Source organism: Bacillus sp. FSL W8-0770, from assembly GCF_038008705.1.
GTDB classification, from domain to species: domain Bacteria; phylum Bacillota; class Bacilli; order Bacillales; family Bacillaceae_G; genus Bacillus_A; species Bacillus_A cereus.
Genome location: NZ_JBBOZR010000001.1, coordinates 90,001 through 106,489, shown reverse-complemented (window position 1 = coordinate 106,489; position 16,489 = coordinate 90,001). Strand labels below are relative to the sequence as shown.

Below are 16,489 nucleotides of genomic sequence, written 5' to 3'. Positions count from 1 at the left end.
CTTATCCTCTTTTCCATCTTGTACCTTGAGCGGTATCTTCTAAAATAATATTACGTTCTTTTAAATCGTCACGAATTTGATCAGACAATGCGAAATCGCGATTTTTACGAGCTTCAATGCGCTTTTGGATAAGCTCTTCAATTTCTTCATCCAGTAATTCTTCTTTTGATAATTCTAATCCTAAAATATCAAATAACGTTTCCAGTTGTTTTACGTATGCTTCAATCACAACTTTAGATGTATGCTCTTCAAGTAAATATTGATTTGCATGATTTGCTACGTTGTATAATTCGGTAATTGCATTTGCAGTGTTAAAGTCATCATTCATTGCCTCTTCAAATGCAGTCTGGAATTTCTCTATTTCAGATAACCATTTCTCATTATGGTCCGTTAAATCCGTACTACTCTCCATACGATGCTTTAAGTTTCCATAAGCTGTTTTAATTCTTTCCAGTCCATTATTCGTACTTTGTAATAACTCTTCACTAAAGTTAATCGGGTGACGATAGTGTACTGATAACATAAAGAATCTAATTAACTGCGGGTCGTATTGCTTAATAATATCGTGAACTAAAATAAAGTTACCCAGCGATTTAGACATCTTCTCATTGTTAATATTAATATATCCATTATGCATCCAGTAACGTGCAAACGTTTTTCCAGTCAATGCCTCTGACTGCGCAATTTCATTTTCATGATGCGGGAACGCCAAGTCTTGCCCACCAGCATGAATGTCAATTGTATCCCCTAAGTACTTACGCGCCATTGCTGAGCATTCAATATGCCATCCTGGACGTCCTTGCCCCCAAGGGCTTTCCCAGAAGATTTCTCCTTCTTTCGCAGCTTTCCATAAAGCAAAATCAAGAGGGTCTTGTTTCTTTTCCCCTACCTCAATACGAGCACCGTGACGTAAATCTGCGATTGGTTGATGTGATAATTTACCGTAACCTTCGAATTCCTTCGTCTTAAAGTACACATCACCCTCTGATTCATATGCATACCCTTTATTCACAAGTTCTTGAATAAATTCAATAATGATATCCATATTTTCTGTTACACGAGGATGAACTGTTGCGTGTTTGCAACCTAGTGCTGTTACATCTTCAAAGTACGCTTCAACAAAACGATCAGCAATCGTTGGTACATCTTCACCTAATTCATTTGCCGCTTTAATTAATTTATCATCTACGTCCGTAAAGTTAGATACATATTGCACATCGTATCCTTTGTATTCTAAATAACGACGCACTGTATCGAATACCATAGGAGGTCTTGCATTCCCAATATGAATGTAGTTATAAACTGTAGGTCCGCATACATACATCTTTACCTTATTTTCTTCTAATGGAACAAACTCTTCTTTTTGACGTGTTAACGTATTATAAATGTGAATAGTCATTTTTATCCTTCCTTTCTACCTTTAATTCCAATTGTTTCTTCAATTTATCAAGTTCTACTTCCATAGCCTTTAATTTATCAAAAATCGGATCTGGAAGGTCAGAGTGATTTAATTCTTGACCAATCTTTACTCCATTTTGAATAACGACACGGCCAGGTATACCTACAACTGTAGAATGTGCAGGAACTTCTTTTAATACGACAGACCCTGCTCCGATTTTAGAATTCTCTCCCACAGTAATAGACCCAAGAACTTTAGCACCCGTCGCAATTAATACATTATCCTGAATTGTTGGGTGCCTCTTCCCTTTTTCTTTTCCTGTACCACCTAATGTAACCCCTTGATAAATCGTTACATTATCACCAATTTCACAAGTTTCTCCAATTACAACTCCCATTCCATGATCTATAAAAAAGCGTCGACCAATAGTTGCTCCTGGATGGATCTCAATGCCAGTAAAAAAGCGGCTCACTTGTGAAACAAAACGTGCAAGAAAGAAAAAATTTCTTTTATAAAAAGCATGTGCAATTCGATGGGCCCAAACTGCATGTAATCCAGAGTAAGTTAAAATGACTTCGAAATAACCTCTTGCCGCTGGATCCTGTTCAAAAACGACTTCAATATCTTCCCGAAGCCTCTTAAACATCGGTGTTCCCTCCCCTTTATGGGCTGCTTTTTTGTCGAACGAACTAACTCCCCTAACTCATCACTTCTCCCCTAATTCTTTATATAAGGAGATAAATTCTATATTCATACCTATTTACACGGTATAAAAAAAAGGCGTCTCTGTCATATTGACAGAGACGCCTTTTAAGCGCGGTTCCACTCTGTTTAGGCTTAAAAAAGCCTCAAACTCATCCATGATAACGGTGTACACCGCTTCTGCTTACTTTGCGGCCTAAGACATCCCACGAAGCAATTCGCTGTTCAGCAGAAGACTCGAAGGGGCATTTCAAAAATCCGCTTATAAACCACTCCCAGCCTAAAGGTGGTTCTCTCTGTAAAAAGCCTGATTTTCTACTTCTCCTTCTCGTCGCTTTTCCTTATTAGGTTTTAGGTATACTTATTATATTTCTAAACCTAGAAAATGTTAACCAATTACTTTTTGAAGACGATTTAAAACTTTTTCTTTTCCAAGAAGTGCAATAGCATTCGGAAGCTCTGGACCATGCGTTTGTCCTGTAGTTGCAACACGGATTGGCATAAATAAATTTTTACCTTTATGTCCTGTTTCCTTTTGAACTGCTTTAATCGCTGCCTTAATTGCTGCTGGCTCCATTGCTTCTAGAGCTTCTATTTGACCAGCAAATGCACGAAGTACTTCAGGTACTTGTTCACCATTTAATACTTCTTGTCCTTCTTCTTCATAATCAACATGATCTTTAAAGAACATTTCAGAAAGCTCTACAATTTCAGCTCCAAAACTCATTTGTTCATGGTATAAAGCAATTACATCACGAATCCAAGCTTGGTCTTGTTCGCTTAAAGTTTCTCCCACACGTCCAGCTTTCACTAAATGCGGTAAGCTTAACTCTACAACCGTATCTAAATCTTGCTTTTTCATATACTGGTTGTTCATCCATTTTAGTTTTTGAGAATCAAATAATGCAGGTGATTTTGATAAACGAGCTGCATCGAACATTTTGATAAACTCATCTTTAGAGAAGATTTCTTCTTCTCCTACCGGAGACCAACCTAGTAGTGCAATAAAGTTAAAGATTGCTTCTGGAAGATACCCAAGCTCTTTATATTGCTCAATAAATTGAATAATAGATTCATCACGCTTACTTAACTTTTTACGACTTTCATTAACAATTAGAGTCATATGACCGAATTGTGGAATATCCCAGCCGAAAGCTTCATAAATCATCATTTGTTTCGGTGTATTTGAAATATGATCATCACCACGAAGTACATGTGTAATTTCCATTAGATGATCATCTACTGCTACTGCAAAGTTATAAGTTGGAATTCCATCTTTTTTCACAATAACAAAATCACCGAAATCATTTGAATGGAACGCAACTTCATCTTTTACAATATCTTTGAATGTGTAGTCACGATCAGCTGGTACACGGAAACGAATACTTGGAATACGTCCCTCAGCTTCAAATTCTTTCACTTGTTCTTCAGTTAATTCACGGTGGTTACCTGCGTAACGAGGTGTTTCACCGCGAGCGATTTGTCCTTCACGCTCTGCTTCTAGCTCTTCTTCTGTCATGTAACATTTATAAGCTAGACCACGCTCTAATAAATCTTCATATAATTTTTTATAAATATCTAAACGCTCTGTTTGGCGATATGGTCCAAATTCACCACCAACATCAACACCTTCATCCCAGTCCATACCGAGCCATTTCAAGTATTTTAATTGGCTTTCTTCTCCACCAGCCACGTTACGTTTTACATCAGTATCTTCAATACGAATAATAAATTTGCCATCTAAATGACGAGCAAATAAATAATTAAATAATGCCGTACGCGCATTTCCGATATGTAAGTGTCCTGTTGGACTTGGCGCGTAGCGCACTCTCACTTGCTTTTCCATAATTGGTACACCTTCCATTCTTAATGTCAACACATTCTATAATTGTACACCAAAAAAATGTGATTATCCATCTTACGAATTAAAAACCATTATTTTTTCTGTAATAAAACAACCGCTTGAGAAGCAATCCCTTCTTCTCTACCTGTAAATCCTAATTTTTCTGTTGTTGTTGCCTTTACATTAATGTTATTGATAGACGTTTCTAACAGTTCACTAATGCGCTTACGCATGCTCTCAATATGTGGTGCCATTTTTGGTTTTTGAGCAATAATTGTACAATCTAAATTTCCTAACTCGTAACCTTGTTCACGCACAAATTCCCAAACTTTTTGTAACAATACAGCTGAATCTGCATCTTTAAAAGCTGGGTCTGTATCAGGAAAATGCTTTCCGATATCTCCTGCTGCAATCGCACCTAAACATGCATCAGCAATCGTATGTAACAATACATCTGCATCTGAATGACCAATTAATCCTTTCTCGTGTGGAATTGTAATTCCACCGATAATCAACGGACGCCCTTCCGCAAATTCATGTACATCAAAACCTTGTCCAATTCGAAACATCCTTACTTCCTCCTTAAGCTAAACTACTGAGCTTTATGACTCTATATTATATCGCTATCCTTATAAAGAAAAGCCCGGCTGTTGCCGAGCTTTTCTTTATTAACACATCATCAACGTTATTTCTTCTGAACACGTAGGAAACTTTCAGCAATTAATAGATCTTCCGGAGTCGTCACTTTAATATTATAGTAACTCCCCTCTACTACACCAACTTGCTTCCCAACGCGTTCTACGAGACTTGCATCATCTGTGCCAAGAAAACAACTTTGTTTTGCGCTTCTATGAGCTTCTAGCAAAAGAGAAACAGAGAATCCTTGTGGTGTTTGTACAGCGTTAAGTTGAGACCGCTCTACCGTTTCTACAACAACACCCTGCTCTACTTTCTTAACAGTATCTTTTACTGGCACTGCACAAATGGAAGCTCCATATTTTTCTGCTGCAGTTAATACATCGCGAATCACTTTATTCGTTACGAACGGGCGCGCCCCGTCATGAACAAGAACATATTCGACACCACTCGCATACTGAAGTGCGTTATATACGCTATCTTGTCTTTCGGCTCCACCCTGAATAAATTGTACCTGCTTTTCAATCTGGTACTTCTGCATCAACTCTTCAAAATACGGGCGTTCTTCTTCGTTAATTGCCATAATAATACTTTTGCACGCTTTATCTTTTTCAAAAGCACGCAATGTGTGCACAATAATTGGTACTTCATCTATAAGTAAAAATAACTTATTTTTACCAGCACCCATTCGTTTCCCTTGGCCCGCTGCCGGAATAATTAATGTATACATATTAATAATCCTCTACTTATAATGCTTTTTCTAGCAATTTACGTTTTGCGAAAATCATACGACCAGCCGATGTTTGTAATACGCTAGTAACAAGTACATCAAGTTGTGAACCCACATACTCTCTACCATCTTCTACTACAATCATCGTACCATCATCTAAGTATGCAACACCTTGATTCTGTTCTTTACCATCTTTCACAACATAAACACTTAATTCTTCACCAGGGAGTACGACTGGTTTAATCGCATTAGCTAAATCATTAATGTTTAACACCGTAACCCCTTGTAATTCAGAAACTTTGTTTAAATTGAAATCGTTTGTTACTACAGTTCCACCAGTGATTTTTGCCAACTTTACAAGCTTGCTATCTACTTCTTGGATATCATCGAAATCGCCTTCATAAATTTCTACCGGAATTGGCATCTCCTTTTGAATACGATTTAAAATGTCTAGCCCTCTGCGGCCACGATTACGCTTTAAAGCATCTGAAGAATCGGCAATATGCTGAAGCTCTTCTAATACGAATTGCGGAATGACAATTGTTCCTTCTAAAAACTTTGTTTGGCAAATATCTGCAATACGTCCGTCAATAATTACACTCGTATCGAGAATTTTCCAATGAGTCGTAGATTTTTCTGCTTCGACCTCTACCTCTTCATTCTCACTATTGTTTTTCTTCTTACCTCCGCGTTGGGGTAATGTAAATAATCCTAGCAATTCATTCCTCTTTTTAAATCCTACTTGGAATCCTAAATATCCAAGTAAAAGGGTGAAGAACACTTGCAACACCGTACTAATAACTGGAATTGTAAATTCACGAATTGGTATCAAAATTAAATATGCAACAATAAGACCAGAGATTAATCCTAATGTACCAAATAAAACATCTGCTACAGGCGCCTTTACAAGAGCCTCTTCAATATGCTTAATAAGTTGAACAATATAATCTACAAGCCAAAATGTTGTTAAAAATAAAATAATTGCACCAATAATTGCACGAACATACGATCCTTCCAACAAAGGAACCGCACCGATATCTAATACATTAATAATTTTTGGGATTAAGTAAATCCCTAACGCTCCCCCGATCACTAAAAAGAAGAGCTGTACAATCCGTTTTAACATCCAACCACCTCCTACTCATTATTAACCATTGTTTCGCTAATCAAAACGCCGAATGCAAAAGCGGACGTGTTTTTTTGTAAATAGTTTTATTTACCAATATATCATATCATATACCAAAAATGTTCTAGTGTCGTTATATTATAGAATCAATGTAATATTCTTAATTGTGTCTACTCATATAGAGATGCTCTTGAATTCTTTTTAGACCTTCTCGTATTTTCTTCGCTCTCACTTCTCCAATTCCTTCCACATCATCCAATTCATTAATAGTTGCTCGGCAAACACCTTGCAATGTTTTAAATCGATTAATTAAATTCTCGATAATAAGTGGCGGAACACGAGAAATCTTGCTTGTGATTCGGTACCCTCTAGGTGTCACACTTTCTTCTAAGCTTGTTTGTCCTGGATAGCCAAGTAATTTAACTAAATCACTATCCTCTAAAAGTTGTGTATTTGCAAGATCTTGTAACTTTTTCAAGATTTGATGATGGTCTTGTGTTTTCTCCTGGTGATAATCTTTAATTAACAATGCTGCCTCTGCCTCTAAATCAGCTAGTAATTCTGTAAGCTGTAAACGAATTAACCTACCTTCTGTTCCTAACTCATGAATATAGCTCAATATTTCATTTTTTATACGCAGCACCATTTCAACACTATGTAAAACGTGAACCACCTCTGACATTGTAACGACCTCTTCAAATTCTAGAATACCCAAATTCGTAATGCCGTCATTCCATACAGCCTTATATTTTTCTAGCGTTTGAATTGCTTGATTTGCTTTTGTTAAAATGACACCTATATCTTTTAATGTATAACGTAAGTTCCCTTGATATAGTGTAATTACATTACGTCTTTGTGAAATGGCCACAACAAGGCTGCCCGTCTGCTTTGCTACACGCTCTGCTGTTCGGTGACGCATACCTGTTTCAATAGAATCAATAGATGAATCCGGAACTAACTGTGCGTTTGCAATTAAAATTTTACTTCCAGTTTCATTTAAAATAAGTGCTCCATCCATTTTTGCTAATTCATATAAACTAGCAGGAGAGAATGCGCAATTAATATGAAAACCACCATCAACAATGCTTTTAATCTGCTCATTATACCCAAGAACAATTAGTCCCCCTGTTTGTGCGCGAAGTACATTATCTATCCCTTCGCGCAGTGGTGTTCCCGGGGCCACGAGCTGTAAAATATTAATTATACTTTTGACACGTTGCTTATTTTCTTCCATAGCCTAGCCTCCTAATGTCAAACGAAGCGCTTCTCCTAAATTAGAAACACCTACAACCTCAATCCCCTCTGGAATTGTCCACCCCCCTAAATTTTTTCTAGGAATGATAGCACGTTGAAATCCTAATTTAGCTGCTTCTTGTACACGTTGTTCGATTCTTGATACTCTTCTTATTTCTCCAGTTAATCCAACTTCTCCTATTACCGCATCAGTTGGTGCCGTAGATTTATCTCTAAAACTTGAAGCTATACTTAAGGCAACAGCTAAATCAATTGCCGGTTCATCTAATTTCAAACCACCAGCTACTTTTAAATACGCATCTTGATTTTGTAATAGTAAACCTGTTCTTTTCTCTAGTACCGCCATAATAAGCGAGACACGATTATGATCAATTCCTGTCGCCATTCTTCGAGGATTTCCAAAACTAGTAGGGGAAATTAATGCCTGTATTTCTACTAAAACTGGTCTTGTTCCTTCCATTGAGGCAACTACTGTTGAACCTGCAACTCCAACTGGTCTTTCCTCAAGGAAAATTTCAGAAGGATTTAAGACTTCTGCAAGGCCAAGTTCTTTCATTTCAAAGATACCCATTTCATTCGTAGAACCAAAACGATTCTTTACAGCTCGTAAAATACGATATGTATGGTGTCGATCTCCTTCAAAGTAAAGAACTGCATCGACCATATGTTCTAGCATACGCGGCCCCGCAATTGCACCTTCTTTTGTCACATGTCCTACGATGAAAATTGGGATTCCCTTTGTTTTTGCAAGTTTCATTAATTCTGCTGTACATTCACGTACTTGCGCCACGCTACCAGGAGCTGATGTCACCTCAGGTAAATGTATCGTTTGAATAGAATCAATAACAACAAAAGCAGGATTCATCTCTTCAATATGTGCTGCAATACGCTGTAAATCTGTCTCTGATACAACAAATAGATTACTACCATTTACATGTAAACGATCTGCACGAAGTTTAATCTGCTTTGCTGACTCCTCACCTGATATATACAATACATCATATGAAGCATCTGCTAATTGCGAGGAAATCTGTAATAATAACGTTGATTTTCCAATCCCAGGGTCCCCACCAATAAGTACTAAAGATCCATCTACAATTCCGCCACCTAGTACACGGTTAAACTCCTGAAATTTTGTTTCAATACGTGCCTCAGACTTTGTTTCTACTTCTGTAAGACGTCTTGGTTTTGTTACTTCTGTTTGAATTGCATTTGCATAATTTAGGCGTCTGGATGATACAACGGGTTCCATCTCTTCAACAAGCGAATTCCATTGACCACACCCTGGACATTTACCCATATATTTTGGTGATTGATAACCACACTCTTGACATGTGAATTTTGTTTTCTTTTTAGCCATATCTTTTTATATTTCACTTCGCTTTCATCTATAAACATTTGACCTTCTCGTACAAGAAAGAGGGCTATCTCGTAGCCCTCTTAGTTTGTCTATACTTATTTTACCTTTTCAGCACTATGAATGACAAATGTTTCCCCTTCTACATCAAACATAACTTTTTGTCCTTTCTCAATAGCACCTTTTAAAAGTTCTTCCGATAGTCTATCTTCTACATGCTTCTGAATTGCTCTACGTAGTGGACGAGCACCATATTCACGATCAAACCCTTTATCAGCAATAGCTGCAATCGCCCCTTCTGTTAATTGCAATTCAATTTCTTGTTCTTTTAAGCGATTCACTAACTGATTTACCATAAGAGTCACAATTTCTTGAATATGTTTTTTCTCAAGCATATGGAATACGATAATTTCATCAATACGGTTTAAGAATTCTGGACGAAATGCCTTTTTCAGCTCATCCATTACTTTACCTTTCATATCCGAATAATCACGGCTTTCATCTTGTACGTTAAATCCAAGATGTTTGTTACGTTTTAACGCCTCAGCACCAACGTTAGACGTCATAATAACAATCGTATTACGGAAGTCAACTGTACGTCCTTTAGAATCAGTTAAACGACCATCTTCCAATACCTGTAGTAAAATATTAAATACATCAGGATGCGCCTTCTCTACTTCATCTAATAGGACAACTGAATACGGCTTACGACGAACCTTCTCTGTTAATTGTCCGCCTTCTTCATACCCAACATATCCTGGAGGAGAACCAACTAAGCGAGAAGTTGAATGTTTCTCCATATACTCAGACATATCAATGCGAATCATTGCATCCTCATCACCGAACATAGATTCCGCTAACGCTCTTGCTAATTCTGTTTTACCTACACCTGTTGGTCCTAAGAAAATAAATGAACCAATTGGACGTTTCGGATCTTTCAGTCCTGCTCTTGCACGACGAACAGCTTTCGCTACAGCCACTACCGCTTCATCCTGGCCGATGACACGATCATGAAGAATGGATTCTAAGTTTAATAATTTATCAGTCTCTGTTTGTGCAAGTTTAGAAACAGGGATACGTGTCCATGTAGAAACGACATTTGCAATATCTTCTACCGTAACCTCTGAATTTTCTTTTCCTTGTTGTTCTTTCCACTGACGCTTTGTATCTTCCAATTTCTCACGTAAGCGTTGTTCCATATCACGTAAGGAAGCAGCCTTTTCAAACTCTTGACTTTGTACAGCCGCATCTTTTTCTTTTCGAATTTCCTCAAGCTTCACTTCAAGCTCTTTTAAGTTTGGTGGTGTTGTATAAGAACGTAAGCGAACCTTTGAAGCAGCTTCATCAATTAAATCAATTGCTTTATCTGGTAAGAAACGATCTGTAATATAACGATCTGAAAGTTTCACAGCTGCATCAATTGCATCATCTGTAATAGACACACGGTGATGGGCCTCATAACGATCGCGTAAACCTTTCAAGATTTGAGTTGATTCTTCTAGACTCGGCTCATCAACATGAATTGGCTGGAAACGTCTCTCTAAAGCTGCATCCTTTTCAATATATTTACGATACTCATCTAAAGTTGTCGCACCAATACATTGTAATTCTCCGCGTGCTAAAGATGGTTTTAAAATATTTGATGCATCGATTGCACCTTCTGCTCCACCTGCACCGATTAATGTATGAAGTTCATCAATAAATAGAATAATATTCCCTGCTTGACGTATTTCATCCATTACTTTCTTTAAACGATCTTCAAACTCACCACGATATTTCGTCCCAGCTACCACTGTTCCCATATCTAGTGTCATAACACGCTTATCTCTTAACGTTTCAGGAACTTCATTATTTACGATTTGCTGTGCTAACCCTTCAGCAATTGCTGTTTTACCTACACCAGGCTCTCCAATTAACACTGGATTGTTTTTTGTTCTACGGCTTAACACTTCAATTACACGTTGAATTTCTTTACTACGTCCAATAACAGGATCCAAACGATTCTCACGTGCAACAACTGTTAAGTCGCGCGCTAAACTGTCTAGTGTCGGTGTATTTGCATTTGTCGATGAACCACCTTGGTGACCTGAACTTGCTTCGTTACTTCCAAGAAGTTGTAACACTTGTTGTCTTGCTTTGTTGAGGCTTACGCCTAAATTATTTAAAACACGTGCCGCTACACCTTCACCTTCACGGATTAAGCCAAGTAAAATATGTTCTGTTCCAACGTAAGAATGTCCTAGCTTACGCGCTTCATCCATAGACAATTCAATAACTTTTTTAGCACGAGGTGTATAATGTACAGTTTGAGAAGCTTCTGTTCCACGTCCAATTAACGCTTCTACCTCTTTTTGCACTTTCTCCGGGCTCAATCCAAGAGCAATTAATGCTTTTGCTGCAATTCCTTCACCTTCGCGTACAAGCCCAAGTAAAATATGTTCTGTTCCAATGTTATTATGCCCAATGCGAATTGCTTCCTCTTGAGATAAAGCTAATACTTTCTGTGCTCTTTCTGTAAATCTTCCAAACATCATAGAAATCGCCTCCTACTTGCGCTTAGTTTTTTTCAATACGTAATCGCTCACGGATTAAGGTTGCTCTTCGATAATCTCTTTCTTCTGGTCCTAAAGGTCCTCCTGCGTATTGTTGTAAAATACCAGGTTGCGTAAGAACCATTAGCTCAGTCAAAATATTTCTCGATATACCTTTTATATATCCTAGATCAATACCAAGTCGTACATCCGATAAGCAAGTTGCCGCTTCTGCAGATTGAATTAAACGACTGTTTGCTAGTATACCGTAAGAACGATAAACCTTATCTTCAAGCTCAATACTCGAATTTTGTACAATTAATTCTCTGGCCAATTTTTCTTGTTGTATAATTTGCTGCATGACACTCTTTAAATCTGCAATAATATCTTCTTCGGATTTCCCTAGCGTCATTTGATTTGATACTTGAAATATATTACCTAACGCTTCGCTACCTTCACCGTATATTCCTCTTACTACTAAACCTAATTTTTGAATTACTTGTATAATACGGCTAATTCTTTTTGTTAAAACCAGCCCTGGTAAATGAATCATTACAGAAGCTCTTAATCCTGTACCAACGTTAGTAGGACAACTCGTAATATATCCAAGTGATTCATCAAAAGCATATTCAACCTCTTTCTCAATCCAATTATCTATTTGATTGGCGCTTTGAAGCGCCTTTGATAACTGTAGTCCTGGAAATAGGCACTGAATCCTAATGTGGTCTTCCTCATTAAGCATCACACTAATGTGTTCGCTTTCTGATAACAGACATGCTCCATATTCAGTCCCTGCTAGATTTGGACTAATTAAATGCTTTTCGACTAAAACTCTCCTTTGAAGAGGCGTTAATTCATTCATTTTTAATAGTCCAAACTTCCCAAAGGGCTCTACCGCTTTATTTATAAATTTCTTTTTAAATAATTCTTGAACCTTTTGAGCTTCCTCTTCGTTTTGCATAGTAGAAAATTGATATTGCTTAAAATTACGAGCCAAACGAATTCGACTACTTAAAACAATATCAGAATCAGGGCCATCCCCCTTCATCCATGGACTAATCGCTTCATTCATAATTTTGTCCAGTGACATAGAACTACTCCCCCTCTCTATGCTCACTAAGCTGAGTTTCAAGCCCTCGAATTTCATCTCTTACCTCAGCAGCTTTCTCAAACTCCTCATTCTGTACATATTGTTTCAGAATAAGTTTTAGTTCATCTAATTCTTTCTTTAAGTGGATATTTCCTTCCATTCGTTCCGGAATTTTTCCACAATGTTCTGTATGTCCACCATGAAGTCGTTTTAACAATGGGTTTAAGTGTCCTTTAAATGTATCGTAACAAGAAGCACAACCAAGGCGTCCCACCTTTGTAAAATGTTCGTATGTCATCTTACAACCTGGACATCTTATTGTATTTGTATTTGAACACCCGTTTTTTCCTTCTCCAAACATTGTTGATTCACCGTGTAATAAACCAGCAAATACATCATGAAATGAAAAGTTAGACTGTGATGATTGAAAGAAAGACGTATAGCCACTTTGCTCTGCACATTGCTCACAAAGATGAACTTCCGCCTTCTTCTCGTTGATTACTTTTGTATAATGTAAAGTTGCTGGTCTTATATTACAGTTTTGACAAGTCATCAATATCCCCACCTTTACAACAGGAACGATCTACCTCATGATACTTTTCATACATTACTAGATTGTCCTCTTTCCTTAATCCATTTAAATAAAAGTACATGCTCTTTTTCAAAACTTCTACAATATTTAACTGCCCTATCTTAATTATCATTCTTTTACAAAAGCTGTATTTATTTATATTTCAGTGTTCTTAACATTGCGCATAATATTCGAGCCCTAAGTTCATCTCGAGAAGGAATATCCATTGATAATACAGAACGATCTAGTACACTTAACATTAGTTTTGCTTCACGGCCTGTTATAATTCCCTCTTCTAATAAACGTATAATCATACTCTCTGCATTCCCTTGTGCAACGCTATGATCAATCATATGAAGCATTTGATCAATAATGTCTATATCATCATGCAGTTTGACTTTTATAATGCGAATGTAACCTCCACCACCACGTTTACTTTCTACTATAAATCCTCTTTCTAATGTAAAACGGGTATTGATTACATAATTGATTTGAGATGGTACGCACTCGAATCGATCCGCAATCTCATTTCTTTTGATTTCAATCACATTATTATTACTTAAGTCAATAACTTGCTTTAGATATTGCTCAATGATATCAGATATATTTCTCATTTATCCGCCACCTTTATTGACTTTGACTATCTTTGACTTTAATTATATACGTATTAATAAAATTTGCAACTCTTTTGCTTATTCACTATCCTAGCCACATTCCCCTGTATTTAATCAACATGGTAATTATTTAAGCACATTTTTTTAATTACTATGGATTATAAAAGAAAACACGAAAAAACACGAGTCATTTGACTCGTGTTTAGTTGCTTGGCGACGTCCTACTCTCACAGGGACAAGGTCCCAACTACCATCGGCGCTAGAGAGCTTAACTTCCGTGTTCGGTATGGGAACGGGTGTGACCTCTCTGCCATCATCACCAAACTATTGAAGGCATATTCCTTCAAAACTAGATAACATTGCTACATATTATATGGTTAAGTCCTCGATCTATTAGTATTCGTCAGCTCCACATGTCACCATGCTTCCACCTCGAACCTATCAACCTGATCATCTTTCAGGGATCTTACTAGCTTACGCTATGGGAAATCTCATCTTGAGGGGGGCTTCATGCTTAGATGCTTTCAGCACTTATCCCTTCCGCACATAGCTACCCAGCTATGCCCTTGGCAGAACAACTGGTACACCAGCGGTGCGTCCATCCCGGTCCTCTCGTACTAAGGACAGCTCCTCTCAAATTTCCTACGCCCACGACGGATAGGGACCGAACTGTCTCACGACGTTCTGAACCCAGCTCGCGTACCGCTTTAATGGGCGAACAGCCCAACCCTTGGGACCGACTACAGCCCCAGGATGCGATGAGCCGACATCGAGGTGCCAAACCTCCCCGTCGATGTGGACTCTTGGGGGAGATAAGCCTGTTATCCCCGGGGTAGCTTTTATCCGTTGAGCGATGGCCCTTCCATGCGGAACCACCGGATCACTAAGCCCGACTTTCGTCCCTGCTCGACTTGTAGGTCTCGCAGTCAAGCTCCCTTATGCCTTTGCACTCTACGAATGATTTCCAACCATTCTGAGGGAACCTTTGGGCGCCTCCGTTACACTTTAGGAGGCGACCGCCCCAGTCAAACTGCCCACCTGACACTGTCTCCCGGGTCGATAAGACCCGTAGGTTAGAATTTCAATACAGTCAGGGCGGTATCCCACCAGCGCCTCCACCGAAGCTAGCGCTCCGGTTTCAATGGCTCCCGCCTATCCTGTACAAACTGTACCAAAATTCAATATCAGGCTACAGTAAAGCTCCACGGGGTCTTTCCGTCCTGTCGCGGGTAACCTGCATCTTCACAGGTACTATAATTTCACCGAGTCTCTGGTTGAGACAGTGCCCAAATCGTTACACCTTTCGTGCGGGTCGGAACTTACCCGACAAGGAATTTCGCTACCTTAGGACCGTTATAGTTACGGCCGCCGTTTACTGGGGCTTCAGTTCAGAGCTTCGCTTACGCTAACCCCTCTCCTTAACCTTCCAGCACCGGGCAGGTGTCACCCCCTATACTTCGCCTTACGGCTTCGCAGAGAGCTGTGTTTTTGCTAAACAGTCGCTTGGGCCTATTCACTGCGGCTTTCCGTTAAGAAAGCACCCCTTCTCCCGAAGTTACGGGGTCATTTTGCCGAGTTCCTTAACCAGAGTTCTCTCGCACACCTTAGGATTCTCTCCTCGCCTACCTGTGTCGGTTTGCGGTACAGGCACCTTTTATCTCGCTAGAAGCTTTTCTTGGCAGCGGGGAATCAAAGACTTCGCTCCATAAGGAGCTTCCCCATCACAGCTCAGCCTTCACGATAAGCGGATTTGCCTACTTATCAGCCTAACTGCTTGGACGTGCACAACCAATCGCACGCTTCTTCTATCCTTCTGCGTCCCTCCATTGCTCAAACGATAAAGAGGTGGTACAGGAATATCAACCTGTTGTCCATCGCCTACGCCTGTCGGCCTCGGCTTAGGTCCTGACTAACCCTGAGCGGACGAGCCTTCCTCAGGAAACCTTAGGCATTCGGTGGACGGGATTCTCACCCGTCTTTCGCTACTCATACCGGCATTCTCACTTCTAAGCACTCCACCAGTCCTTCCGGTCTGACTTCACTGTCCTTAGAACGCTCCCCTACCACTGATACCATTGGTATCAATCCGCAGCTTCGGTGGTGTATTTAGCCCCGGTACATTTTCGGCGCAGAGTCACTCGACTAGTGAGCTATTACGCACTCTTTAAATGGTGGCTGCTTCTAAGCCAACATCCTAGTTGTCTAAGCAACTCCACATCCTTTTCCACTTAATACACACTTTGGGACCTTAGCTGGCGGTCTGGGCTGTTTCCCTTTTGACTACGGATCTTATCACTCGCAGTCTGACTCCTAAGGATAAGTCATTGGCATTCGGAGTTTGACTGAATTCGGTAATCCGATGAGGACCCCTAGTCCAATCAGTGCTCTACCTCCAAGACTCTTACACTTAAGGCTAGCCCTAAAGCTATTTCGGGGAGAACCAGCTATCTCCAGGTTCGATTGGAATTTCTCCGCTACCCACACCTCATCCCCGCACTTTTCAACGTGCGTGGGTTCGGGCCTCCATTCAGTGTTACCTGAACTTCACCCTGGACATGGGTAGATCACCTGGTTTCGGGTCTACGACCACGTACTAAACGCCCTATTCAGACTCGCTTTCGCTGCGGCTCCGCCTC

General features: G+C 39.3%; 12 protein-coding genes, 2 rRNA genes and 1 other annotated feature (1 of these 15 cut by a window edge). All 14 genes read right to left on the bottom strand.

Annotation, left to right across the window (positions count from 1 at the left end):
- Position 1 precedes the first annotated feature (1 nt).
- Positions 2-1,399 carry a cysteine--tRNA ligase gene (gene cysS, locus NST27_RS00565; RefSeq protein WP_000152278.1) on the bottom strand — a complete coding sequence of 466 codons (1,398 nt, stop codon included), beginning with the start codon at positions 1,397-1,399 and terminating at the stop codon, positions 2-4.
- Positions 1,380-2,045: a serine O-acetyltransferase gene (gene cysE / locus NST27_RS00560; protein WP_000476497.1), complete on the bottom strand. Its 666-nt coding sequence runs from the start codon at positions 2,043-2,045 to the stop codon at positions 1,380-1,382. Before cysE ends, cysS begins: the two co-directional genes overlap by 20 nt.
- Before the next feature lie 150 nt (positions 2,046-2,195).
- Positions 2,196-2,442 (bottom strand) — a binding site (T-box leader).
- A 47-nt stretch (positions 2,443-2,489) separates the two neighbouring features.
- A complete protein-coding gene (gene gltX / locus NST27_RS00555) occupies positions 2,490-3,947 on the bottom strand; it encodes a glutamate--tRNA ligase (protein ID WP_000415143.1) in 1,458 nt (485 codons plus the stop codon).
- An 89-nt stretch (positions 3,948-4,036) separates the two neighbouring features.
- On the bottom strand, positions 4,037-4,513 hold the full coding sequence (ispF, locus tag NST27_RS00550) for a 2-C-methyl-D-erythritol 2,4-cyclodiphosphate synthase (protein WP_000488388.1): 477 nt from the start codon (positions 4,511-4,513) through the stop codon (positions 4,037-4,039).
- Positions 4,514-4,629: 116 nt separating this feature from the next.
- Positions 4,630-5,310 (bottom strand): 2-C-methyl-D-erythritol 4-phosphate cytidylyltransferase, encoded by a 681-nt coding sequence (gene ispD / locus NST27_RS00545; RefSeq protein ID WP_000288286.1) that lies wholly within the window; start codon positions 5,308-5,310, stop codon positions 4,630-4,632.
- A 16-nt stretch (positions 5,311-5,326) separates the two neighbouring features.
- Positions 5,327-6,436, bottom strand: coding sequence for a PIN/TRAM domain-containing protein (locus tag NST27_RS00540; protein WP_000919677.1), 1,110 nt, complete (start codon positions 6,434-6,436; stop codon positions 5,327-5,329).
- A gap of 160 nt (positions 6,437-6,596) precedes the next feature.
- Positions 6,597-7,670, bottom strand: coding sequence for a DNA integrity scanning diadenylate cyclase DisA (gene disA / locus NST27_RS00535; RefSeq protein WP_000392158.1), 1,074 nt, complete (start codon positions 7,668-7,670; stop codon positions 6,597-6,599).
- 3 nt (positions 7,671-7,673) lie between these two features.
- Positions 7,674-9,050, bottom strand: coding sequence for a DNA repair protein RadA (radA, locus tag NST27_RS00530; RefSeq protein WP_001085202.1), 1,377 nt, complete (start codon positions 9,048-9,050; stop codon positions 7,674-7,676).
- 95 nt (positions 9,051-9,145) lie between these two features.
- Positions 9,146-11,581: an ATP-dependent protease ATP-binding subunit ClpC gene (gene clpC, locus NST27_RS00525; protein ID WP_000971185.1), complete on the bottom strand. Its 2,436-nt coding sequence runs from the start codon at positions 11,579-11,581 to the stop codon at positions 9,146-9,148.
- 22 nt (positions 11,582-11,603) lie between these two features.
- Complete coding sequence (locus tag NST27_RS00520) at positions 11,604-12,668, bottom strand: protein arginine kinase (protein WP_000050842.1); 1,065 nt, start codon at positions 12,666-12,668, stop codon at positions 11,604-11,606.
- A 4-nt stretch (positions 12,669-12,672) separates the two neighbouring features.
- Positions 12,673-13,221, bottom strand: a complete 549-nt coding sequence (locus NST27_RS00515) for a UvrB/UvrC motif-containing protein (RefSeq protein ID WP_047385500.1) — start codon at positions 13,219-13,221, stop codon at positions 12,673-12,675.
- 170 nt (positions 13,222-13,391) lie between these two features.
- Positions 13,392-13,853: a transcriptional regulator CtsR gene (ctsR, locus tag NST27_RS00510; protein WP_001244558.1), complete on the bottom strand. Its 462-nt coding sequence runs from the start codon at positions 13,851-13,853 to the stop codon at positions 13,392-13,394.
- 208 nt (positions 13,854-14,061) lie between these two features.
- Positions 14,062-14,177, bottom strand: a 5S ribosomal RNA gene (gene rrf / locus NST27_RS00505).
- Between the two features lie 49 nt (positions 14,178-14,226).
- Positions 14,227-16,489: ribosomal RNA gene (locus NST27_RS00500) — 23S ribosomal RNA — on the bottom strand (it continues 659 nt past the right edge of the window).

Excerpts from the sequence above, each read along its gene's own strand:
- cysS (WP_000152278.1), bottom strand. The coding sequence starts at position 1,399 with ATGACTATTCACATTTATAATACGTTAACACGTCAAAAAGAAGAGTTT.
- cysE (WP_000476497.1), bottom strand. The coding sequence starts at position 2,045 with ATGTTTAAGAGGCTTCGGGAAGATATTGAAGTCGTTTTTGAACAGGAT.
- gltX (WP_000415143.1), bottom strand. The coding sequence starts at position 3,947 with ATGGAAAAGCAAGTGAGAGTGCGCTACGCGCCAAGTCCAACAGGACAC.
- ispF (WP_000488388.1), bottom strand. The coding sequence starts at position 4,513 with ATGTTTCGAATTGGACAAGGTTTTGATGTACATGAATTTGCGGAAGGG.
- ispD (WP_000288286.1), bottom strand. The coding sequence starts at position 5,310 with ATGTATACATTAATTATTCCGGCAGCGGGCCAAGGGAAACGAATGGGT.
- NST27_RS00540 (WP_000919677.1), bottom strand. The coding sequence starts at position 6,436 with ATGTTAAAACGGATTGTACAGCTCTTCTTTTTAGTGATCGGGGGAGCG.
- disA (WP_000392158.1), bottom strand. The coding sequence starts at position 7,670 with ATGGAAGAAAATAAGCAACGTGTCAAAAGTATAATTAATATTTTACAG.
- radA (WP_001085202.1), bottom strand. The coding sequence starts at position 9,050 with ATGGCTAAAAAGAAAACAAAATTCACATGTCAAGAGTGTGGTTATCAA.
- clpC (WP_000971185.1), bottom strand. The coding sequence starts at position 11,581 with ATGATGTTTGGAAGATTTACAGAAAGAGCACAGAAAGTATTAGCTTTA.
- NST27_RS00520 (WP_000050842.1), bottom strand. The coding sequence starts at position 12,668 with ATGTCACTGGACAAAATTATGAATGAAGCGATTAGTCCATGGATGAAG.
- NST27_RS00515 (WP_047385500.1), bottom strand. The coding sequence starts at position 13,221 with ATGACTTGTCAAAACTGTAATATAAGACCAGCAACTTTACATTATACA.
- ctsR (WP_001244558.1), bottom strand. The coding sequence starts at position 13,853 with ATGAGAAATATATCTGATATCATTGAGCAATATCTAAAGCAAGTTATT.